Genomic DNA, 22,400 nt, shown 5'->3' on the forward strand with positions numbered 1-22,400 from the left:
GTCCACGAGCCGGCGCACCCGCAGCTCGGCCGGGGTGTGCACGACGACGAGCATGTGGAACGCCTCCGCCTGCCCCGTCTCGACGAGCAGCGGGATGTCGTGCACGACGACGGCGCCCGCCCGCGCCGCCGCCGCGGCGGCCTCCCGCTCGGCGGCGAGCCGGCGCACGATCGGATGGATGATGCCGTTGAGCCGCGCCAGCGCGTCGGGGTCCGGGAAGACCACGCGGCCCAGCGCGGCCCGGTCGAGCGACCCGTCCGGGGCGAGCACGCCGTCCCCGAACGCCTCGACGACCTCGTCCAGGCCGACGGAGCCCGGCTGCACCGCCTCGCGGGCGAGCTGGTCATGGTCGATGACGACCGCGCCGAGCTCCGCCAGGCGGCTCGACACGACCGATTTCCCTGCGGCGATCCCGCCGGTCAGTCCGATGCGTTGCATCGCCCCATCCTGGACCACGCTGTGCCGATCGCGCACATGGATCCGTCAGTGCGGCGCCGCCCGAGCTGGCTTCGACGCGTGGACGTCCGACGCCGTCCGCGGTGCGCGTCACCGGCCCGTGCCGAGCTCCAGTTCGCCGGTTCGTACGCGAGTTCGTGGATTTCGATCGACGAAGTCGACTGGAAACGGCGCACTCGGCGGCTGACCGGGGCCGGTTTCGCGCGCGTGCCCGCGAATCGATCTCCGGCGGTCTCAGTGCATCCTCCGGTGCATCGAAAGTGCACCCCTGGCGCACATCGGCTGCACCGAGCGATGCACTGAGCAGGTTCCGGCGAGAATCCGGCACCCACTTCGGGTGCGACGGACCTCCAGGACCCGTTTCATCAACGCATCCGGAAAACCCCGCGTGCTCGCTGGACCGACGTCTCAGATCAGACCGCGCGACGCCCGTCCTCAGTCGGCGTCGGTCGGGTCCACCGGGGCGTGGTGGTCGAAGTTGGTCGTGCCACGCCGCCAGTACCCCTCGACCTCGACCTGGTGCTTGGGCAGGCCGAGCTCACGACGCAGGTAGCGGCGCACCCCGACGAGCGAGCCCGCCTCCCCCGCGGCCCAGACATAGGTGCCCGGGCCGATCGGCCCGCACGCGCGGACCGCGGCCTCGAGCACGCGGGACGTCCCGGGCAGCCCGTCGCGCCGGAGCCAGCGCACCTCGGTGCCCCGGGGAAGGGTCGGCAGGTACGCCTCGTCGTCGGGCGAGGATATCTCCGCGAGGACGCGCACCGGCGTGCCCTCGGGCAGCAGCTGCAACCAGCGGGACACCGCCGGCAGCGCGGTCTCGTCGCAAGCGAGCAGGTAGGAGTCGAACCCCTCCGGGACCAGCTTCGAGCCACGCGGGCCCGCGACGACGAGCTCGTCACCGACCGCGGCGCGGGACGCCCAGGTCGAGGCGGGGCCGCCGTCGTCGTGCAGGACGAGGTCGAGGTCGAGCTCGGGTCCGCCGCTCTCGCCGGTCGCCCGGAACGCCCGGGGCGTGTAGTCGCGCTTGTACGCGGTGCCCTCGGTGGGCGGCTGGAGCCCGTCGGCGGTGAGCGTGGGGGCGGCGAGCCGGCCCGTGGCCGGGTCCGGGAAGAAGGCCTTGACGTGGTCCGACGGCCCGGTCGACTCGAAGCCGGCGAGGTCGGCGCCGACGAGGGTCACGCGCACGATCGCCGGCGTGACCTGCGCGACGGCGGCCACGGTGAGCCGGCGCACCACGAGCGGGTGCATCACCTTGCGTCGTGCGGGCCCCGCGGGCCGGTCCGGCGGGCTGACAGAAATCTTCACGGGCTGAGTCACGTAGGCAACCCTAACCCGCCCGCTGCACGACCCGGGTTTCGCCCCGGAGGTGCGCGCGTCGCGAACCCTTGCCCGAGGCCGACCGGCTCGCGGTGACCGGCGAGCTAGCCGCCGGGATGGGCCATCCAATCCCGTGGGGGCGGGCTCAGCATCGCTCAGTGCATCCAAAGTGCAGTGAATGAGCCGTTTTGGTGCACTTTCGCTGCACTGAGGGCTGCACAGAGGGTCCAGCCAAACCCCCAGCACCGGATTCGACCGTGGGCGCCGGCGCCGCGCAGAACATTCGCCCAACTCGGAGGTTTGGATCCGCGCAACACCAGCCCGCCGCCAAATCCTGCCGGATCCGCGCGCCGGGACAAGAAAAGCGGGCCGGTCACCCGAAGGTGACCGGCCCGCCGGTCATGCGGTGGTGCTGTGCTCGATGGGGCTGAGCTCAGTTACCCGTGAGCTTCTCGCGCAGTGCGGCAAGCGCCTCGTCCGAGGCGAGCGTGCCGGCTGCCTCGTCGGCCGGAGCGGCCGAGGAGTAGCTGGACGCGCTGCTGGAGCCGCTGTTCGAGCTGGAGCTGGAGGAGCTGGACGAGCTCGAGCTGCTGGAGCTCGAGGCCGTCGGGGCCCCGACGCCGTTCGCAGCGTCGAGGTCCGCCTTGGCGGCCTCGAGCACCTGCTTGCGGTGCGCTTCCCAGCGCTCGTGCGCCTTGGCGTACTGCGCCTCCCAGACCTCGCGCTGTGCGTCGAAGCCTTCGAGCCACTCGTTCGTCTCGGAGTCGAAGCCGTCCGGGTACTTGTAGTTCCCGGCCTCGTCGTACTCCGCCGACATGCCGTACAGCGCGGGGTCGAAGTCCTCGCTGTTGGCGTCGATGCCCTCGTTGGCCTGCTTCAGCGACAGCGAGATGCGGCGACGCTCGAGGTCGATGTCGATGACCTTGACGAAGACGTCGTCGCCGACCTGGACGACCTGCTCCGGGACCTCGACGTGGCGCACGGCCAGCTCGGAGATGTGCACGAGGCCCTCGATGCCGTCCTCGACGCGAACGAACGCGCCGAACGGGACGAGCTTGGTGACCTTACCGGGCACGACCTGACCGATGGCGTGCGTGCGGGCGAATGCCTGCCACGGGTCTTCCTGCGTCGCCTTGAGCGACAGGGAAACCCGCTCGCGGTCGAAGTCGACGTCGAGAACCTCGACGGTGACCTCCTGGCCGACCTCGACAACCTCGGACGGGTGGTCGATGTGCTTCCAGGACAGCTCCGAAACGTGCACGAGTCCGTCCACGCCACCGAGGTCGACGAACGCACCGAAGTTGACGATGGAGGACACGACTCCGGGGCGGACCTGGCCCTTCTGCAGCGTCTGCAGGAAGGTCGAGCGAACCTCGGACTGCGTCTGCTCGAGCCAGGCACGGCGCGACAGGACCACGTTGTTGCGGTTCTTGTCGAGCTCGATGATCTTGGCCTCGATCTCCTTGCCGACGTACGGCTGGAGGTCGCGGACGCGACGCATCTCCACGAGGGAGGCCGGCAGGAAGCCGCGGAGGCCGATGTCGAGGATGAGTCCACCCTTGACGACCTCGATGACGGTACCCGTGACGACGCCGTCCTCTTCCTTGATCTTCTCGATCGTGCCCCAGGCGCGTTCGTACTGTGCGCGCTTCTTGGACAGGATCAGCCGACCCTCCTTGTCCTCCTTCTGGAGGACCAGAGCCTCGACAACGTCACCCACCTTCACGACGTCGCCGGGGTCCACATCGTGCTTGATGGACAGCTCGCGGGACGGGATGACGCCTTCGGTCTTGTACCCGATGTCGAGAAGAACTTCGTCGCGGTCGACCTTGACGATGGTTCCCTCGACGATGTCGCCATCGTTGAAGTACTTGATGGTGGCGTCGACAGCGGCGAGGAAGTCCTCAGCCGAGCCGATGTCGTTGATGGCGACCTGCGGGACGGCGGACTTCGCCGAGGTAGAGATGGTCATTGAGTAGTGTGCTCCGATGCGGACAGGGTCTAGTGCGGATAGGGATCGTGCTGCGTGATTTGCGGTGTGCGAACGTTACGCAGACGTGCGACACCAGCGTGAATCTTATCGGGGTGGCGTGCCGGGGGTCAAAGCAGCCCCTCGTGAGCGCTCAGGCGAGGGCCCTGGCGACGTCGAGCAGATCGGCCGGGACGACCTTGATCTTGCCGGCGATGTCGGGCAGCGGGACGAGCACGATGTCCTCGCCGCGCAGGGCCGTCATCACGTCGGACTCGCCGTGGGTGACCGCGTCGATGGCCGCGACGCCGAAGCGCGAGCCGAGGATCCGGTCGGTCGGCGTGGGTGTGCCGCCGCGCTGGACGTGCCCGAGCACGGTCAGGCGCGCGTCGAACCCGGTGCGCGCCTCGATCTCGTTCTTGACCCGTTCGCCGATCGCGCCGGCCACGATCTCGCCGAACTTCCCGACCGGAACCTCGTAGTCCATCGCCGAGCCCTTCAGCGGCACCGCGCCCTCCGCGACGACCACGATCGAGAAGCTCGCGTGCGAGCGGTGGCGGTGCTTGAGGTACTTGACGATCTTCTCGATGTCGAACGGCTCCTCCGGGGTGAGCACGACCTCGGCCCCGCCGGCGATCGCCGACGTCACCGCGATCCAGCCCGCGTGGTGGCCCATGACCTCGACGACCATGACGCGGTTGTGGCTCTCCGCCGTGGTGTGCAGCCGGTCGATCGCCTCGGTGGCGATCCACACGGCGGTGTCGAAGCCGATCGACTGGTCGGTGCCGTACACGTCGTTGTCGATCGTCTTGGGGATCGCGACGATCTTCACGCCCGCCTCGGCCACCTTGCTCGCGGCGTGCAGGGTGCCGTCGCCGCCGATGCAGATCAGGGCGTCGATGCGCTCCTGCTCGAGGGTCGCCAGCACCGCCTCGATGCCACCGTCCTCCGCGCGCGGGTGGTACCGCGCGGTCCCGAGCATCGTGCCGCCGACCGGCAGCACGTTGCGGATCTGCGCGCGCGAGACCGGCGTGACGTCGCCGTCGACCACGCCCTTCCACCCGTTGCGGAACCCGACGATCGTGTGGCCGTGCTCGCCCTCGCCACGCTTGACGACGGCGCGGATCGCTGCGTTCAGACCGGGGACGTCACCCCCACCAGTAAGCAGTCCGACGCGCATGCGCACTCCTTCAATCGTTTTCGGCACCAAGGATTTCCGGGGCAGCGCCGCACCGGCGCAGCAAGCGTAGCCGCAGCGCTATGCCCGTTTCTTAGGACCGAATGCCCGCTGCGAACCCGCCCGGTCAGCCCACCAGCCCGAGCTCGAGCCCCGCGCCGGGGATCGCCTCGAGCAGCATTTGGGTGTACGACTGCCGGGGGTTGTCGAAGACCTCGTCCGCGGTGCCCTGCTCGACGAGCTTCCCGTTCTCCATCACGCACACCTGGTCCGCAATCTGCCGCACGACGGCGAGGTCGTGGCTGATGAACAGGTAGCTCAGCCCGAGCCGGGTCTGCAGGTCTGCCAGCAGGTGCAGGATCTGCGACTGCACGATCACGTCGAGCGCGGACACCGCCTCGTCGCACACCACCAGGTCAGGGTTCAGCGCCAGCGCGCGGGCGATCGCGACGCGCTGGCGCTGACCGCCGGAGAGCTCCGCGGGGTAGCGGCGAAGCAGGGTGGTGGACAGCGCGACGTCGTCGAGCAGCTCGTGCACGCGCTTGCGCCGGGCCACCTGGTCGCCGAAGCCGTGCGCCTTCAGCGGCTCCTCGATGGTCCGGTACACCGTGTACAGCGGGTCGAGCGACGCGTACGGGTCCTGGAAGATCGGCTGCACCTGACGCCGGAACTTCACCTCCGCCGCCCGGTTCGCGCCGCCCACGGCCTCGCCGTTGAACGTGATCGTGCCCGACGTCGGCGGGGTCAGGTCGAGCATCATCCGCGCGACGGTCGACTTGCCCGAGCCGGACTCCCCCACGACGGCGACGGTCTGCCCGCGCGGGATCACGAAGCTCACGTCGTCCACGGCCGTGAACGGGGTGTTGCGGGACAGCAGCCCCCGCCCGCGCAGCTGGAAGACCTTGGTGACGCCCTTGACCTCGATGATGTTGTCCGCTGTATCCTCCCGGTCGGACGCCCGGCGATCCGCGGACCCGACTCCCTGACCGTGCGACACGGCGAGCAGGTCGCGCGCCACCACGTCCTCCAGGCCGGCCTTCTTCGCCATCTGGATGCGGCGCGACGCGAGCGAGGGCGCCGCGGCGAGCAGCCGCTTGGTGTACTCGTGCTGCGGGTCGCGCAGCAGCTCGAGCGCCGGACCGGTCTCGACCACCTCACCGCGGTACATCACCACGATGCGGCTCGCGCGCTCGGCGGCGAGCCCGAGGTCGTGGGTGATGAGCAGCACCGCCGTGCCCAGCTCGGCCGTGAGCACGTCCAGCCGGTCCAGGATGGTGCGCTGGACGGTCACGTCGAGCGCCGACGTCGGCTCGTCGGCGATCAGCAGCCGCGGCCGGCAGGACAGGCCCATCGCGATCAGCGCCCGTTGGCGCATCCCGCCGGAGAACTCGTGCGGGTACTGGTTGGCGCGCTGCTCGGCGTCGGGCAGGCCCGCCTCCTCGAGCAGCTCGACCGCCCGACGACGAGCCGCCTTGCCCCGCGCGACCCCGTTGTCCTCGAGCGCCTCGACGATCTGCGCGCCGACCCGCATCACCGGGTTGAGGTTCGACATCGGGTCCTGCGGCACCATGCCGATCTCGGTGCCGCGCAGCCGGGCCGTTGCCGACGGCGGGCGGGACGCGAGGTCCTCGCCGTCGAACAGGATCTGCCCGGCGGTGACCCGGCCGTTCTGGGCGAGCAGCCCGATCACGGCCGCCGCGGTCGTCGACTTGCCCGAGCCGGACTCGCCCACGATCGCGACGGTCTCCCCCGGGTACACGTCGAAGCTCACCCCGTGGGTCGCGGCGAGCGGCCCGGCCGAGGTCGTGAACGTCACCTCGACGTCGCGCAGGGAGAGCAGAGGGGTCCGGTCCATGTCGCTCATCGCTTCCTCGTCTTTGGGTCGAGCGCCTCGCGCAGGGACTCACCGAACAGGGTGAAGCCGAGCGCGGTCACCGCGATGCAGACGCCGGGCCACATGGCGAGCCGCGGGGCCACCTCGAGCTCGTTCTGCGCCGCGGTGAGCATGCGGCCCCACTCGGCCGTGGTCGGCGAGCCGCCGCCCAGGCCCAGGAAGGACAGCGCGGCCGACTCGATCACCGCGGTCGCGAGCATCAAGGTGGCCTGCACGATGACGGGGTTGATGCTGTTGGGCAGCACGTGCCCCAGCACCACGGTGCGCCGGCTCAGGCCGAGCGAGCTCGCGGCGAGCACGTAGTCCTGGCCGCGTTGCGCCAGCATCGACCCGCGCAGCAGGCGCGCGAAGATCGGCACCTGCACGACGCCGATCGCGATCACCACCGCGCTCGGCGACTGCCCGATGACGGCCGCGATGGACACCGCGAGCAGCAGGGACGGCACCGAGAGCATGAGGTCGACGAACCGCATCGCCACGACGTCCGTCTTGCCGCCGAACGCGCCCGCGACGAGGCCGAGAAGCAGCCCGCCGGACAGCCCGATCACCGTCGACAGCACGCCGATCAGCAGGGACGCCCGGGCCCCCCAGATGAGCTTGCTCAGCAGGTCGCCGCCGTAGCGGTCCAGGCCGAGCCGGTAGGTGTCGGACGGACCGGGGATGAAGGTCGGGCGGATCAGGGTGCGGCCCGGCAGCGCGTCCGCGGCATACGGCGCGAGCAGCGGCGCGAGGACGGCGACCAGCACGAAGACCAGCACGATGATCGCCCCGACGATGGCGCCGGGGTTGCGGCGCAGCCGCCGGAACGCGACGGTCCACAGGCCGGCGCCGGCGTCGTCCTCCGCCTTGTTCGCCACGTGCAGCACGGGGTCGGTCAGACTGCTCTGGGCGTTCGGGTCGCCGGTCATCGCACACGCAACCTTGGGTCGATGAGGCCGTAGGAGACGTCCACCGCAAGGTTCACCAGCGCGTAGACGACCGCGATGAACAGGACGAAGCCCTGCAGCACCGCGTAGTCGAGGTTGAACACAGCATTGGCCAGGAAGCTACCGATGCCGTTGAACGCGAACACGGTCTCGGTCAGCACCGCGCCTGAGAGCAGCAGCCCGACCTGCAGGCCGATCGTCGTGGCGACCGGCAGCATCGCGTTGCGGAGCACCACCCGCCGACGCAGCCGGGGCGGTTTGAGCCCCTTTGCGCGCGCGGTGCGCACGTAGTCGGCGTTCTGCACCTCGATCACCGAGGCGCGGGTGATCCGCGCGATGATCGCCAGCGGGATCGAGCCGAGCGCGATCGCGGGCAGCACCAGGTGCAGCAGCGCGTCCCAGGACGCGTCCCACTCCCGGGTGAGCAACCCGTCGAGCACGTAGAACCCGGTCGGGTGGGTCGCGATCATCCCGGGGTCCTGCCGGCCCGAGGACGGGAACCAGCCGAGCTGGACCGCGAACACGAACTTGAGCAGGAACGCGAGGAAGAACACCGGGATCGTGATGCCGACGAGCGAGGCGACGACGGTTCCCTGGTCGATCAGCCCGCCGTGGTGCCGCGCGGCGACGTAGCCGAGCGGGATGCCGATGCCCACCGCGATGAGCAGCGCCACGATGGTGAGCTCGATCGTGGCCGGGAACCGTTGAATGAACTCCTCGAGCACGGGGACGCCGGTGCGTGTGGACGCACCGAAGTTGCCCTTCAGCAACTGACCGATCCAGGCCAGGTACTGCTGGATGAGGGGCTTGTCGAACCCGTACAGCGCGTTGATCCGTGCGACCGCCGCCGGGGTCGCACGCTCCCCCAGGAGGGCCGTTGCCGGCCCCCCGGGGAGAGCGCGCACCCAGAGGAAGAGCAGGATCGACAAGCCGAACAGGGTCGGGATCAGCAGCGCGAGGCGCTGCAGGACGACTCTGACCATTGAGCTCTACTTACCCGTCAGCCGTCGATCGTGATGACGTTGAAGACCTCGTCCTGGACCGGCGACGCCGGGTAGTTCTTGATGTCCGGCTTGAACGCGAGCGACGGCACCGGGTGCGCCAACGGAACGCCCGGGAGGAAGTCCATGATCGCCTTGTTGGCCTTCTCGTACGCGGCCGTCTGGGCTTCCTTGCTGGGCTGGTAGCGCGCGTCGGCGAGGTCCTTGAACAGCTGGGGGTTGTCGAAGCCCCACTCGTTGGCCTTCGCCCCGAAGAACGTGCCGATGAAGTTGTAGGCGTCGTTGTAGTCGCCGGTCCAGCCGAGCAGGTGGATGCCGTGCTTGCTCGTGCCCTGCATCCGGTCCAGGTACTCCGGGCTCCAGGGCTCGGGGACCGGCTTGACCGTGATCCCGACCTCCTTCAGGTCCGCGCTGATGGACTGGAAGACCTGCTCCGGGGTCGGCATGTACGGCCGCGAGACGTTCGTCGGGTAGTTGAAGTCGATCGTGAGCTTCGACTTGCCGGCCGCGGCCAGCAATGCCTTGGCCTTCGTCGGGTTGTAGTCGTACGTCGCGACATCCTTCGTGTAGCCCTCGACCGACGGCGGCACGAACTCCTTCGCGATCTCGGTGCCCGCGGGCAGCGTCTGCTCGACGAGCGCCTTCTTGTTGATCGCGTACGCGATCGCCTGCCGCACCCTGAGGTCCTTCAGGTCCGGGTTCGCCTGGTTGATGCCGAGGTACAGGATGTTGAACGGCTCACGGTTGATGATCTGGAAGTTGGCGTCCTTGAGGGACTTCACGTCCGCCGGCCCGACGAGGTCGTAGCCGTCGATGTCGCCGGCCTGCAGCGCCTGACGGCGGGCGTTCGGGTCCGCGATGACCGGGAACACGATCCGCTTGATCTGCCCCTTGTCACCCCAGTAGTTCTCGTTGCGGGTCAGCACGATCTGCTGGTCACGCGTCCACGACTCGAACTTGTACGGCCCGGTGCCCGTGGGGTGCTCGGTGGCGTACTTCGGCAGGACGGGGGCGGCCTCCTGGCCGGTCACCTTGTCCGCCTCGTACTTCTTGAGCGCGGTGGGCGACTGCATCGCGAACGACGGGAGCGAGAGCGCCGAGATGAACTCGGGCAGCGGGCTCTTCATCGTGATCACGGCGGTCGAGTCGTCGGTCGCCTCGCAGCCCTTGTACTTGCCGGTGCCGTTCAGCGCCTTGTTCGTGCTCTTCGCGAAGCCGCCGTTCACGTGCACCCAGTAGTACGACAGGCTCTCCGACTGCAGCACCCCGGTGAAGTTGTTCCACCGCTCGGTGTTGAAGCAGACCGCCGCCGCGTTGAACGGCGTGCCGTCCTGGAAGTTGACCTTCTTCTTCAGGTGGAACGTGTACTTCAGGCCGTCGGCGCTGACGTCCCAGGACTCCGCGAGCAGCGGGGCCGGGTCGGCCGTGCCGGGCTTCGTGCCGACGAGGCCCTCGAACATCTGCCGTGCGACCCGGAACGATTCACCGTCATTGGCGAAGGCGGGGTCGAGCGACGCCGGGTCTGCCGACGCGGCAAAGATGAAGGTGGTGCGCCCCTTGCTGGCGGCCTTGTCGGTGGAGGTTCCGCTCCCCCGGTCGCTCGCCGCACAGGCGGTCAAGGCCAGCGCCATTGCGAGGCCGGCGGTGGCCAGCTTGATCGAACTTCTCACGCGTTCACCCCTTGAGACGTGGGTCCGGACACCATGTGCCGGACCGCAGTGTGCCGACCGTAGACCGGCAAGGTCACGCCAGTGTTACGGACCAGTACCTTTCGATTGGGAGAAACTACACGCATGTCGTCACCACATGTTGCCTCCGCCGGATTTCGTGCCGTTCCCCCGCAGGACGGCGGACGCGCGGGCCGCGGCTGGTGGGATGCGAACGCCGCCGAGTACCTCGACGAGCACGGCGAGTTCCTCGGAGCGGCCGACTTCTGCTGGTGCCCGGAGGGCCTGCGGGAGGCGGACGCGCACCTGCTCGGCGACGTGCGCGGACGCGACGTGCTCGAGGTCGGTGCGGGCGCCGGGCAGTGTTCCCGCTGGCTGATCGCGAACGGCGCCCGCGCCGTGGCGACGGACGTGTCCGCCGGCATGCTCACCGCCGGCCGCCAGCTCGACGCCGCCGTCGGGGTCGTGGTGCCCGCGGTGCAGGCCGACGCCCGCGCGCTCCCGTTCGCCGACGCGTCGTTCGACGTGGTCTTCACCTCGTTCGGTGCCCTGCCGTTCGTGCCCGACGCCGATCGCGTGCACGCCGAGGCGGCCCGGGTGCTCCGCCCCGGCGGCCGGTGGGTGTTCTCGGTGACCCACCCGATCCGCTGGGCGTTCCCGGACGACCCGGGCGAGCGCGGGCTGACGGCGACCCGGTCCTACTTCGACCGCAGGCCCTACGTCGAGAGCGATGACGACGACGTCGTCCTGTACGCCGAGTACCACCGGACCCTCGGTGACCACGTGGCCGACGTCGTCGGGGCCGGGCTGGTGCTGGACCGCGTGGTCGAGCCCGAGTGGCCCGCGGCGAACCAGCAGACCTGGGGCGGCTGGGGCCCCGTCCGCGGCGCCCGGCTGCCCGGCACGGCGATCTTCGCGACCCACCGCCCCTGACCCCGACGTGTCTCAGCCCCAGCGCGCTCCAGGGACCGCGCTGGGGCTGACACGTTCGAGGGGTTTGCGGTTAGTGGCCGGCCTCGTGCCAGCTGAGGCCGACACCGACGGACACGTCGAGCGGCACGGTGAGCTCGGCCGCCTTGCCCATCTCCGCGCGGACGAGCGCCTCGAGCTCGTCGCGCTCGCCGGCGGCGACCTCGAGCAGGAGCTCGTCGTGCACCTGGAGCAGCAGCCGCGACCGGAGCCCGCGCGAGGTGAGCTCGCGGTCGACCCCGAGCATCGCGACCTTGATCAGGTCGGCCGCGCTGCCCTGGATCGGGGCGTTCAGTGCCATCCGCTCGGCCATGTCGCGGCGCTGGCGGTTGTCGCTGGTCAGGTCGGGCAGGTAGCGCCGCCGGCCGAGGATCGTGGCGGTGTACCCGGTCAGGCGGGCCTCGTCGACGACGCTCTTGAGATAGTCCCGCACACCGCCGAACCGGGAGAAGTAGTCCTCCATCAGCTTCGCGGCCTCGCCGACGTCGATGCTCAGCTGTTTGGACAGCCCGAACGACGACAGCCCGTAGGCCAGGCCGTACGACATCGCCTTGATCTTCGAGCGCATCGCCGGGGTGACCTCGTCGATCCCGACGCTGAACACGCGCGACGCGACGTAGTTGTGCAGGTCCTCCCCGGTGCGGAACGCCTCGATCAGCCCGGCGTCCCCGGACAGGTGCGCCATGATCCGCATCTCGATCTGGCTGTAGTCCGCGGTGAGCAGCGTCTCGTAGCCGGCGCCGACCACGAATGCCCGCCGGATGCGTCGGCCGGCCTCGGTGCGGATCGGGATGTTCTGCAGGTTCGGGTCCGTGGAGGACAGCCTGCCGGTCGCTGCGATGGTCTGCTGGAAGTTGGTGTGGATCCGGCCGTCGTCCGCGACGGACCGCAGCAGCCCCTCCACGGTCTGCCGCAGCCGGATCGCGTCGCGGTGCGCGAGCAGGTGCGCGAGGAACGGGTGCCCGGTCTTCTCGAACAGGTCGGTGAGCGCCGACGCGTCCGTCGTCCAGCCCGTCTTGATCTTCTTGGTCTTGGGCATGCCGAGCTGGTCGAACAGAACCTCTTGCAGCTGCTTCGGCGAGCCGAGGTTCACCTCGCGCTCGATCACCGCGTACGCGTCGGCGGCCGCACCGGTGACGATGGCGTCGAAGTGCTTCTCGAGCTCGGTGAGGTAGTCGACGTCGGCCGCGATGCCCGCGTGCTCCATCCGCGCGAGCACCCCGACCAGCGGCAGCTCGAGGGACTCCAGCAGATCGCTCGCACCGCGGTCGGCGAGCTCGCCGGTCAGCACCTCGGCCAGCTCGACGACAGTCTGCGCCCGGACGGCCGCCCGGTGGTCCTCGTCGGAGCCGTCCAGCTCGAGGTCGAGCGCGCCCTGCGCGCCCGAGGACCCGTCGTTGCCGGCCAGCTCGCGGTGCAGATACCCGGTCGCGAGGTCGGCGAGCTCGTAGCCGCGCCGGTCCGGCTGGCACAGGTACGCGGCGAGCTCGGTGTCGAAGGTGACCCCGGCCAGGGTGAAGCCGCGACCGGTGAGCGCGTGCCACGCCTCCTTCGACGCGTGCACGACCTTCGGTGCGGACGCGTCGGCGAGCCACTCGCCAAGCACCTTCTCGTCGGCCGGGGTGATGTCGGTGAGGTCGAACGCGGTGGCCGTCCCGGCGTCGTCGGCCAGCGCGATGCCCCACGCGTCCCCGCCCGACGACGCCCCGGAGCCCCGCACGTCCAGCCCGAGCCGACGGCCCACGCGCTCGGCGAGCCACGCCGACAGCGCGCCCTCCTCGCGCGAGGCGAGCGCGAGCTCGGCGCGCGCGGCGGGTGCGGCCTCGTCGCCCTCGGGCGGCAGCATCGCGAACAGCCGCTCGCGCAGGACGCGGAACTGGAGGGCGTCGAACACGGTGTGCATCGCCTCGCGGTCCCACGGGCGCACCCCGAGGTCCTCCGGGCCGATCGGCAGGTCGATGTCGACCAGCAACCGGTTGAGCTGCCGGTTCAGCTGGACCTGCTCGAGGTTCGCGCGCAGCGACTCCCCCGCCTTGCCGGGCACCTGTCCCGCGCTCGCGACGATGCCCTCGAGGCCGCCGTAGGTGTCGATCCACTTCGCGGCCGTCTTGGGCCCGACCCCCGGGATGCCGGGCAGGTTGTCGCTGGTCTCGCCGACCAGGGCCGCGATGTCCGGGTAGCGCTCGGGGACGACGGCGTACTTCTTGAACACGACCTCCGGGGTCATCCGGGTGAGCTCCGAGACGCCCTTGACCGGGTACAGGACCGTGACGTCCTCGTTGACCAGCTGGAGCGCGTCGCGGTCACCGGTGCAGATCAGCACCTGCATGCCGAGCGCGCGGGCCCGGACCGCGAGCGTGGCCAAGATGTCGTCGGCCTCGAAGTTGACCTTCTCCAGGACCGGCACGTGCAGGGTCGCGAGGATCTCGCGGATGAGGGGCACCTGCCCCTTGAACGGCTCGGGCGTCGCGTCTCGGGTGCCCTTGTACTCCGGGTACACCTCGGTGCGGAACGTCGTCTTACCCGCGTCGAACGCGACGGCCACGTGCGTCGGGGCCTCGTCGCGGAGCAGGTTCGCGAGCATCGAGGTGAAGCCGTAGACGGCGTTCGTCGGCTGGCCCGTCGAGGTCGAGAACTTGTCGACGGGGAGGGCGAAGAACGCCCGATAGGCCATCGAGTGCCCGTCGATCAGAAGCAGGCGGGCAGGGGGCGCGGCCACAGGGCGCGCGGCGGATGATGGGTTCTCGCTCACGGGTGCCAACCTATCTGCCATGACCGACACCAGTTCACCCGAGGCGCTGCGCGCGCTCATCGCCGGCACGCTGATCGAACGGACGGGCATCGAGGTGCTCGAGGTGAGCGCGACGCGCGCCGTCGGCACGATGCCCGTGGCCGGCAACACCACACCGCACGGGCTGCTGCACGGCGGGGCGTCCGTCGTGCTCGCAGAGACGCTCGGGTCGCTCGCTGCCGACGCGCACGGGGGCGAGGGCCGGATCGCCGTCGGGATCGAGGTGAATGCGACCCACCACCGGTCGGCCCGGTCCGGGCTCGTGACCGGCACCGCGACGGCGGTGCACCTCGGCCGGACCACGGCCTCCTACGAGATCGTGATCGAGGACGCTCAGTCGCGACGGGTGGCGACGGCGCGCCTGACGTGCCTGCTCATCGACGACCGATCCGCGGGCTGATCGCTCGCCTCGGCCCGGTCGAGGGTGCTCTGCACACCACGCAGGTCGACCGGGCCCGTCTGGGTCTCGGTGCGCACCTGACGCCGGCGAGCGATGAGGTCTTCGAGGCCGCGGGTCCCGCGTCGCCGGGATCCGGCCCGCACCGGGTCGCCCGCGAGGCGGCGCTGGAGCGTCGGGACCGCGACCACCCGGTGCGCGGCGGCCGGGGCGAAGCCGAGCCGGGCGAGGAAGCGCTGCATGCCGCGCGCGCCCGGCAGCGGAACCGCGTACACCTGCGTGGCGCCGGTCTCCTCGGCCAGCTCGAGCGCGCCCGCGAGCAGCGTGTGCCCGAGGCCCCGACGGCGGTCGGCGGCGCCCACGTAGAGCGCCTCGACGTGCAGGCTCACCTCTTGCACGAACGGGCTCGGGCCGACGACCCGGCCGAACAGGAAGCCCGCGATCTCGTCGTCGAGCAGGCCGACCAGGACCCAGCCGCCGGGGGTCGCCAGCAGCGTGCCGAGCTGCTCACGCAGGACCGCCCCGTCGGGGCTGCACAGCTGCGCGCCCACGGTCGACTCCGCGCGCGCGGCAAGGCAGAGGGCTACCAGCCCATCGAGGTCTTCCGGACCCGCCGGCTTGTGCCGGGCACCTGGACGCACGTTATCGAGCCTCCTCGTAGCGGGGGATGCACCCGCCGTGTTGTCGTCGACCTTAACCCCGCCCCGGTGTGTCCGGAATCACCCGATCGAGCCCTGACACATCCCGCACACACAGGGTCCGTCGGGTCCTCCTGTCACCGGCTGCATCAACGGCACGATCCGCGCGAGCGCAGGTGAGCCCGCGGTCGGCATGGCGATGGCGGTCACCGGGCCCGACGGCGCACACGAGGTCACCGCCGCGGCCGTGCCTTGCTGCTCCCCCGTGACCGACGACGAGGCCCGGCCCGCCCCGCGTCAGGGGTGGACCCGGGCCTCATCGTTGCCGTGGTGGAGCTAGCTCAGCTCGCGCCGCCGACCTGCTCGATGACGGCGTCCGCGACCTCACGCATGGTGAGGCGGCGGTCCATCGACGTCTTCTGGATCCAGCGGAAAGACTCCGGCTCGGACAGGCCCATCTTCGTCATGAGCAGGCCCTTCGCACGGTCGAGGCGCTTGCGGGTCTCGAACCGCTCGGCGAGGTCGGCGACCTCCGACTCGAGCGCGCTGATCTGCGTGTAGCGCGAGATCGCGATCTCGACGGCCGGCAGCAGGTCCGCGGGGCTGAACGGCTTGACGACGTACGCCATCGCGCCGGCGTCGCGGGCCCGCTCGACCAGTTCCTTCTGCGAGAACGCGGTGAGCAGCACGACCGGCGCGAGGTGCGCCTTGCCGATCTGCTCGGCCGCCGAGATGCCGTCCAGGACGGGCATCTTTACGTCCATGATGACGACGTCGGGCTTCAGCTCGGTCGCGAGGCGCACGGCCTCAGCGCCATCCCCGGCCTCGCCGACGACGTCGAACCCCGCCTCGCGGAGCGTCTCGACGACATCCATGCGGATGAGGGCCTCGTCCTCGGCGACGACAGCGCGCCGCGCCGGACGACCGGGCGTAGCAGCAGGCTTGTCAACAAGCGGGGGAAGGTCAAGTGGGGCGGCCGCCGTCGGCTCGTCCGTATTCGGGTCCTTTGAAGTCACCGCTACAGAGTAACGGTGCGGGTGGGGATCGCAGTGCTCCCGCGGCGTGCCTGCGGCGTCTCGTGCACCACACAACCGGTAGGTTGAGCGGGCGCGCCGTGCTTGCTGCGGCGGGCGTGCCCCGATAGCCCAATCGGCAGAGGCGTTCGGCTCAAACCCGATCCAGTGTGGGTTCGAATCCCACTCGGGGCACTTATGGCACCTGACCTGAGGAAACGCTCCGAAAGTGGTGCGGGAACCCGGTCCTCAACCAGTACCAGTCTCGTGTGGGTTCGAATCCAGCGTGAGGTCTCAAATGGCACTTGACCTGCAGGAACACATCGCGAGTCACGGCAAGACGTGGACTTGAACCCTGTACGCGGCTCCTGTGGGTTCAAATAGCACTCGAGGCACTTGGTAGCGCCTGTGACCTGCGGGAACGTTCGGCCGGTCTTCCTCAAAGGAGGCCCGAGATCACTGTCACCCATCGTTTACCCATCGTTTACCCATCGTTTTCGAATTGAAACGGCTCACTGGCGTGGGCGCACGCGAGCCCCTGGCGACGCTGTTCGGGAGGCAACTTGTTGCAACGCTTCGCGGCGAGCGGCCGCGACCAATCGCTCACCGTCATCACCGAAGCCGCCGGTGCCGGCGCTGAGCGACCGCTGATGCGATGGCGAGCGCGTCGCGGGAGCGGCTCAGTCGAGACAGCCAGCGCCCCTGGCAGGACGGGCAGGGCGTTCCCCTACGGGCAACCCACCCACGCCCAAATCCACTCTTGACAGGTACTACAGCCAGCTATGCGCTGGGTGCGGTCGTGGCAGTTGGCGCTGGACCGCGTCTGCGGGGCGAGGTGTGGCCCGCACTGACGACGACGACGGCGATCTTCTTCGCGGCCAACTTTCGTCGCTACTTCTCGGTGCCGGGAAGCGTGCGGGTCTTGACGAGTTCGGCCGCAACGAGGTGGAGCCTGATGTTGTTGTGCTGTGAGATGCGCGTCAGGACGGCGAAGGCCTGGGCCGGTTGCAGGTCGAAGCGTTCCATCAGGATTCCTTCCGCCCGGCCGATCACGGTCCGGCTCGCGATCGCGGTGGTGAGCTGTTCGGTGGTCCTCGACTCGGCGATCGCCACCGCCAGGTGCGCGGCAAGGTGGAGCCCGGAGTCGATGTCGTCGGAGTCGAAGGCGTCGGGCCGGCGGGAGTACAGGTTCAACGCACCCAACGTCTCCTGGGTGGTGAAGAGCTGAAAGCTCAGCATGCTCGCGATGCCCAGCTCGGCCACCACCGAGGGTCCCCACCGCGGCCACCGCGGATCGTTGGCCAGGTCCGCCGAGCGGACAGTGTCTCCCGAGGTGATCGCATCGAAGCAGGGCCCCTCCTGCAGGGCGAACTGCAGCTCGTCCAGCCGCTGGACCGTCGGGTTGGAGGCTGCCGGGGTGTCGATGACACCCTTGCGGTGGACGATCGACACCCCGGCATAGTCACAACCGTCGACGATCTCGGTCGCGATGGTGACGCCCTTGTCGAGGAGGCTGGTCCCGGTCTCTTCCTGGAACGACCGAGCCGCGGCTGCCAACTGTTCGTTGAGTTGCTGTACTTGGCTCACGGCCACGGACACCCCAGTTTCACGTCATCGTGCACCCCGCCGGTTCGGCGTCGGGCCAGCCTAGGACGCCATGACAGTTGACCAGAACGCGCCCAGGCCCCGCGCCGGTTTTCCGGCGGTTGACCGGGGCCGGGGAGCCACCCAGGGCGCGCCCAGTGCGAGGTATGATCGCGTCGCCTGGGCACGTATGCCTGGGAATCCGCCGGGGGGCGCATCCATGGTCATGACCATACTTGTCGACGTCGTAGAGCCGGTACGCATCGCAGAACCTGCGCACCTCGATGTCGCGGCACCCGAGGTCGCACCCGGGAGTTCTGACTGCACAAGGGGCGGCGAGTACCGGCCGCCCCAGCAGCGTTTCCCCCTTGAGTGGTTCGAGGACGTCGAGCGGTGGATCGTCGAGCGTTCGGCCACGGTGCGCAAGGAATTGGCGGCGCAGGGCGCTACGTGGACCGCGCCCGGCCGCGCGCTCGAGGGCGAGCGGAGGCCCGCATGAGCAACCTCGCGCTGGTCCCTGAGCCCGGTTGCACCGAACCCGGCGCCGAACCACCGATCGAACCGCCGGTCACGTCACTCACCCGGCGCGAGCTGATCGTGCTGGACAACCTTGCGGAGGACGTCACGCTCGAGGCGATCGCCTCGAAGCTGTGGGTCTCTCGCAACACCGTCAAGTCCCAAGTCCGTAGCGTCTACCGCAAGATCGGCGTCGGCACGCGGGCCGACGCCGTCGCCTGGGCCAACGCCGCCGGGCTGCGCTGACCTGCCGGGATGCGCTGAAGCCCTGGCGCTGGTCAGACCCGACGGCGCAGTAGGCCGACACGTTTCCGAGCCAGAGTGCCTCCGTTGCGGGTGGGCTGGATCCGCCGTTTGACGCCACCTATGCGCCGTTCTTCACCGCCGGGGTGTGGTCGCTCGCGCGCCGGCTGGCCGTCCGGGATCTTGGGACGTTCGGCTATGCGTCTTGCTTGTGGCGGTAGCGCTGCCGGGCGGCTTCACCAGAGGTCCCAAGGAGCGAGCCGATGAACGCCCAGGAGTACCCGCTCGCGCGTGCTCGTCTGACGGCGTCGTTGATCGAACGTTCGGCGGCCGATCGCGACAGGACGCCCCGACGAAGCTCCGCGAACACCTCCGGGTCGCGTTCATCCGTCGGTGACGGCCCGTCGTCCTCGAACCGCTGAGCGAGTTCGTCGGCTTGGTCAAGGATCTCTTGCACTGTGCGTGGCATCTTCATCACCTCAGGAACTTCTCGCGTGCTCTCATCGCGTGGACATGACCGCCGCCGTGACGCCTTCGACGACACCGATCTCGTACTTGATGGCCGTGCGGTTCGCTCCGATGACCATCGTGAATCCTTCGTCGAGGTCGAACACTCGAATCGGATGCGCGTACGCATGCAGGATGTCTTCGTCGCTCACACCATGCTTGCACCCCCTGCCTTGGCGTGGTCGCCCGCCCGACGACCGTGATCGGCCAGGAGTTCGACCTCGCGGGCGCCGAGCGGGTCGTCATCTACGGATCGTGGGCGGCCCGCTACCACGGCGCCCCCGGCATGCCCCCGAACGACGTCGGCCCGCTCGTCGTCGGCGCCGTCGAGCCGGCCGATGTCTACGACGCTGCCGATCGCGCAGAGGTTCGCCTGGGCATGCAGACTGCGGCCCGCGAACAATTCTTCGCGAGCCCCGGCGAGACTCCACGGAGTCTCTCGAATGCTGACCTGTGGAAACACTCGCAGAGCAGGGCCGTCTCGGTCGGGATTCGACTCTCTCACCGTTGACTCACCGGAAACTACGCAGAGCGAAACCCCAGGTCAGCCTGCCGACGGCGGCTGCCCCGGCCCCATCCCTGCATCGTGGGCGGCCAGGATCGCCTGGGCCCTGTCGGCGACGCGCAGCTTGACGAGAACGGCGGAGACGTTGTTACGAACCGTCTTCTCGCTGATCCCGAGTGTGCGAGCTATCGCGGGGTTGGCCAGGTGCTGGGCCATCAGGGTGAGGACCTCCACTTCTCGAGGGGTCAGGCCAGGGAAGCTGCGGGATGGTGATGGAGCGGTTGGGGGGTCGAAATACCTCGTCAGGCGACCGGCGATCGCCCCGCCGAACACGGCATCGCCGTCGGCCACCGCCCGCAGCGCGCGAACGATCTCGGCGCGCCTCGCACCCTTGAGCAGGTATCCGCGGGCCCCGGCCCGCATAGCGGCGAAGACGGCGTCGTCGTCGTCGATCATGGTCAGCACGATTACCCCGATGTGGGGTGCGCTGTCGACGATGCAACGGGTCGCCTCCACGCCCCCCATGCCCGGCATGGCGAGGTCCATCAGTACGACGTCGGGCTGCAGCGCCAGGGCCGACCGGACGGCATGCGCTCCGTCTGCGACCTCACCGACGACGAGAACCTCGTCGCCCCCGGTCAGCAATGCCGACAGACTGGCTCTGAAGCCTGCGTGGTCATCGCATATCAGCACGTTGAGGGTGCTCACGGCGACCTCCTCCCTGCCTCCGGCGCACGTGGATCGGCACCCGCGCCCACGGGCCTTGTCGCCTCGCTCGGCCGACACGGGAGAACCGCCCTCACAAGGGTTCCTCGGCCGTTCAGGCAGGGCTCAAGGGTGAAAGTGCCGCCTAGCTCAGCAGCCCTCTCGGCCATGGACTGTAGCCCGAGGCCTACGGAATGGCTGGCCGGAATGCCCAGCCCGTCATCCACCACCTCGAGAGTGAGTCCTTGGCGGTCGTGGAACAGATGCAGCACGCAGGATCGCGCCTGGGCATGCGCCGCAACGTTCTGGATCGCCTCCAGAGCGATGCGGTATGCCGCCACCTCGACTGCCGCTGGCAAAGGAGGAAGCGCGATCGGGACCTCGAAGCGCACTGGCACGGCAGCCACGTGCGCAACGTGGGACTCCAGGGCGGGCACCAGGCCGAGTGTGTCCAGGGCCGGTGGCCGGTGAGCGTGCGCGACCCGGCGCGTCTCCTGCACGGCAACCTCCGTTTGGTTCAGCAGGTCGCCGAGCAGCGCATGCGCCCGGACGGGATCAACAAGGGTGAGGTCACGAGCCAGTTCGACCTGCATGCTGATCGCCGCCAGCCGGGGCCCCAAGTCGTCGTGCAGGTCGCGCCCCACCCGTCGGCGCTCCTCCTCAATCGACAGGACAATGCGCTCACGGGAGCGGTGGAGGTCGACGGACAGCCCAACGGCGTGCACCGCAGCGCCGATGGGGAGCGCGAGGTCCGCGAGCAGCCGCAGGTCCGCGGGTGCGAGAGCTTCGCGTCCCCGTCCGGCAACCACGAGGCCGCCCAGTGACTCCCCGGCGTAGGTCAGCTCGACCGAGGCGAGGCGGCTGGCGTCGACCGGGCGGACGCCGTACTCGACTACCGGTCCGGGCTCGTCGCGTAGGTCGATGGCGGCGTACGAGGATCGGAGCGCCTGGGCGGCCGAGGTGACCAGGGTGACCAGCACCTGGTCGGGTGCCGACGGTTGCTGCAGCTGGCGGGCGAGCCGGGTCATAGCGGCGTACGGCCGACCCCGGTCTCCATAGAGCCGACCGCCGATGAGCCGTTGCAGCCAATCCCGCAGGGGGGCGAAGGCCACAGCGACGACGGCGGTGGCCAGAACCCGGGCTAGGGTCCCAGCCGACTCGGGGAGCGTGGCGCCCACCCACGTCGCCGTCACCGCGTAGCTCGACACGAGCAGGACGGTCAGGATCATATAGACCAGGGCCCGGTTGACGAGCGCCTCGATGTCGAACAACTGGTGGCGCAGGATAGCCACCGCGATGGCTACCGGCACGACGACGGGCGCCAACTGTACGAACGGGAATATCACGGGGTAAAGCGACGGTGCCAAGAACGCGACCGACGCGTCGAGACCGAACGAGGCCGCGAGGACGACGATGGCCATGACCACCCACATGATTTGCTGCCGCGCCTGCCGGCCGGCACGCCGCCAACGCATCAGGAGACTGACCGTGGAGGCGAGCGAACATCCCAGCAGGGCGACGCCTGACGCTGTCATGACGACGGGGCCGATCCCCGTCAGAGCGGTCACCGCGTGCGGGTTGGGCACTTGAGTCTCGCCCAGGACGAGCGTCGACTGCCCGACTGCGCCGAACACGCCGAGGACCAACGCCAGAGCGACGGCCAGAACGGCCAAGCCGCGCCATCGCCGGGAGGGTAGGTGACCGTCGGGGAAGGTCAGGGCTATCCCCACGAACAGCGGGACAAGCGCCGGAGGGTAGACCCAGTTCGCGAGCCACAACGAGGCCTCCGCGCCGGGCCCCGGCCGTGGATCGGTCAAGCCCATTCGCGCTATGCCCTCCGCTGCCTGACCTGCCAGGAACGGCAGGCCGGTCGCCAACAGCAGCCAGCCCACAGGGTGGCGTGGACGCGTGCCGGCCAGGAAAGCTCCAACGAGCGCGATCGCCGAGGTCGAGGTGAGAAGTGTCCACGACGAGCCGATGCTTCCCGCGCGGTAGGTCACCACGACGGTTGCCGACGCGAGCAGCACGGTGACCCCAAGCAGTGCAGTCGTCGACACCCTGGCGCCGGGTCGGGATGTCGCGCGGGCGCGTCGCAGGATCTCCACAATCACAGTGTCCGCCGGCT

At 69.7% G+C, this 22,400-nt stretch carries 19 protein-coding genes and 1 tRNA gene; 5 read left to right on the forward strand and 15 right to left on the reverse strand.

All coding sequences use genetic code 11. The features are described 5' to 3' along the window. The 8 genes from coaE to VIM26_RS12485 form a co-directional block, all read right to left on the reverse strand. Window positions 1–438: dephospho-CoA kinase (gene coaE / locus VIM26_RS12450; RefSeq protein ID WP_331951610.1), on the reverse strand; the 438-nt coding region annotated here is incomplete at its 3' end. Between the two features lie 453 nt (window positions 439–891). Beyond that, complete coding sequence (locus tag VIM26_RS12455; protein WP_331951612.1) at window positions 892–1,773, reverse strand: siderophore-interacting protein; 882 nt, start codon at window positions 1,771–1,773, stop codon at window positions 892–894. Between the two features lie 433 nt (window positions 1,774–2,206). Continuing rightward, entirely contained in the window at window positions 2,207–3,745 is a 1,539-nt protein-coding gene (rpsA, locus tag VIM26_RS12460; protein ID WP_331951614.1) for a 30S ribosomal protein S1, read from the reverse strand. A gap of 151 nt (window positions 3,746–3,896) precedes the next feature. Then, window positions 3,897–4,922 (reverse strand): ATP-dependent 6-phosphofructokinase, encoded by a 1,026-nt coding sequence (locus VIM26_RS12465; protein WP_331951616.1) that lies wholly within the window; start codon window positions 4,920–4,922, stop codon window positions 3,897–3,899. A gap of 124 nt (window positions 4,923–5,046) precedes the next feature. Continuing rightward, entirely contained in the window at window positions 5,047–6,783 is a 1,737-nt protein-coding gene (locus VIM26_RS12470; protein WP_331951618.1) for an ABC transporter ATP-binding protein, read from the reverse strand. Further along, on the reverse strand, window positions 6,780–7,721 hold the full coding sequence (locus VIM26_RS12475) for an ABC transporter permease (protein ID WP_331951620.1): 942 nt from the start codon (window positions 7,719–7,721) through the stop codon (window positions 6,780–6,782). Before VIM26_RS12475 ends, VIM26_RS12470 begins: the two co-directional genes overlap by 4 nt. Beyond that, window positions 7,718–8,722, reverse strand: a complete 1,005-nt coding sequence (locus VIM26_RS12480; RefSeq protein ID WP_331951622.1) for an ABC transporter permease — start codon at window positions 8,720–8,722, stop codon at window positions 7,718–7,720. The genes VIM26_RS12475 and VIM26_RS12480 overlap by 4 nt, the downstream gene beginning before the upstream one ends. Before the next feature lie 17 nt (window positions 8,723–8,739). Further along, window positions 8,740–10,371: an ABC transporter substrate-binding protein gene (locus VIM26_RS12485; protein WP_331951663.1), complete on the reverse strand. Its 1,632-nt coding sequence runs from the start codon at window positions 10,369–10,371 to the stop codon at window positions 8,740–8,742. A gap of 162 nt (window positions 10,372–10,533) precedes the next feature. On the opposite strand from VIM26_RS12485, the gene VIM26_RS12490 reads away from it, so the two are divergent. Continuing rightward, window positions 10,534–11,340 (forward strand): class I SAM-dependent methyltransferase, encoded by an 807-nt coding sequence (locus tag VIM26_RS12490; protein WP_331951624.1) that lies wholly within the window; start codon window positions 10,534–10,536, stop codon window positions 11,338–11,340. 70 nt (window positions 11,341–11,410) lie between these two features. Here the strand turns inward: VIM26_RS12490 and polA are convergent, their stop codons facing one another. Continuing rightward, the gene (gene polA / locus VIM26_RS12495; protein ID WP_331951626.1) at window positions 11,411–14,149 is read right to left on the reverse strand and encodes a DNA polymerase I; all 2,739 of its coding nucleotides are present in this window, start codon (window positions 14,147–14,149) and stop codon (window positions 11,411–11,413) included. Here polA and VIM26_RS12500 point away from each other — a divergent pair. Next, a complete protein-coding gene (locus VIM26_RS12500) occupies window positions 14,148–14,567 on the forward strand; it encodes a hotdog fold thioesterase (RefSeq protein ID WP_331951628.1) in 420 nt (139 codons plus the stop codon). The two genes, polA and VIM26_RS12500, sit on opposite strands and share 2 nt — an antisense overlap. Here the strand turns inward: VIM26_RS12500 and VIM26_RS12505 are convergent. Both VIM26_RS12505 and VIM26_RS12510 read right to left on the reverse strand, forming a co-directional pair. After that, complete coding sequence (locus VIM26_RS12505; RefSeq protein ID WP_331951630.1) at window positions 14,501–15,205, reverse strand: GNAT family N-acetyltransferase; 705 nt, start codon at window positions 15,203–15,205, stop codon at window positions 14,501–14,503. The genes VIM26_RS12500 and VIM26_RS12505 overlap by 67 nt on opposite strands. 338 nt (window positions 15,206–15,543) lie before the next feature. Next, on the reverse strand, window positions 15,544–16,218 hold the full coding sequence (locus tag VIM26_RS12510) for an ANTAR domain-containing response regulator (protein ID WP_331951632.1): 675 nt from the start codon (window positions 16,216–16,218) through the stop codon (window positions 15,544–15,546). Window positions 16,219–16,336: 118 nt separating this feature from the next. Between VIM26_RS12510 and VIM26_RS12515 the strand changes: the two genes are divergently transcribed. Beyond that, window positions 16,337–16,410: transfer RNA gene (locus tag VIM26_RS12515), tRNA-Leu, on the forward strand. A 696-nt stretch (window positions 16,411–17,106) separates the two neighbouring features. Here the strand turns inward: VIM26_RS12515 and VIM26_RS12520 are convergent. After that, window positions 17,107–17,802, reverse strand: coding sequence for a GAF and ANTAR domain-containing protein (locus tag VIM26_RS12520; RefSeq protein WP_331951634.1), 696 nt, complete (start codon window positions 17,800–17,802; stop codon window positions 17,107–17,109). Window positions 17,803–18,294: 492 nt separating this feature from the next. On the opposite strand from VIM26_RS12520, the gene VIM26_RS12525 reads away from it, so the two are divergent. Next, the gene (locus tag VIM26_RS12525; RefSeq protein ID WP_331951636.1) at window positions 18,295–18,561 is read left to right on the forward strand and encodes a helix-turn-helix transcriptional regulator; all 267 of its coding nucleotides are present in this window, start codon (window positions 18,295–18,297) and stop codon (window positions 18,559–18,561) included. Between the two features lie 497 nt (window positions 18,562–19,058). On the opposite strand, the gene VIM26_RS12530 is transcribed toward VIM26_RS12525, so the two are convergent. Further along, a complete protein-coding gene (locus tag VIM26_RS12530; RefSeq protein ID WP_331951638.1) occupies window positions 19,059–19,217 on the reverse strand; it encodes a hypothetical protein in 159 nt (52 codons plus the stop codon). A gap of 26 nt (window positions 19,218–19,243) precedes the next feature. Here VIM26_RS12530 and VIM26_RS12535 point away from each other — a divergent pair, with 26 nt between their 5' ends. After that, on the forward strand, window positions 19,244–19,576 hold the full coding sequence (locus VIM26_RS12535; protein WP_331951640.1) for a hypothetical protein: 333 nt from the start codon (window positions 19,244–19,246) through the stop codon (window positions 19,574–19,576). Between the two features lie 33 nt (window positions 19,577–19,609). Here the strand turns inward: VIM26_RS12535 and VIM26_RS12540 are convergent, their stop codons facing one another. Both VIM26_RS12540 and VIM26_RS12545 read right to left on the reverse strand, forming a co-directional pair. Next, window positions 19,610–20,278, reverse strand: a complete 669-nt coding sequence (locus VIM26_RS12540; RefSeq protein WP_331951642.1) for a response regulator transcription factor — start codon at window positions 20,276–20,278, stop codon at window positions 19,610–19,612. Then, window positions 20,275–22,380 carry a sensor histidine kinase gene (locus VIM26_RS12545; protein ID WP_331951644.1) on the reverse strand — a complete coding sequence of 702 codons (2,106 nt, stop codon included), beginning with the start codon at window positions 22,378–22,380 and terminating at the stop codon, window positions 20,275–20,277. The genes VIM26_RS12540 and VIM26_RS12545 overlap by 4 nt, the downstream gene beginning before the upstream one ends. Between the last annotated feature and the right edge of the window lie 20 nt (window positions 22,381–22,400).

The sequence above is a fragment of the Pengzhenrongella sp. genome (assembly GCF_036565025.1).
GTDB lineage: Bacteria > Actinomycetota > Actinomycetes > Actinomycetales > Cellulomonadaceae > Pengzhenrongella.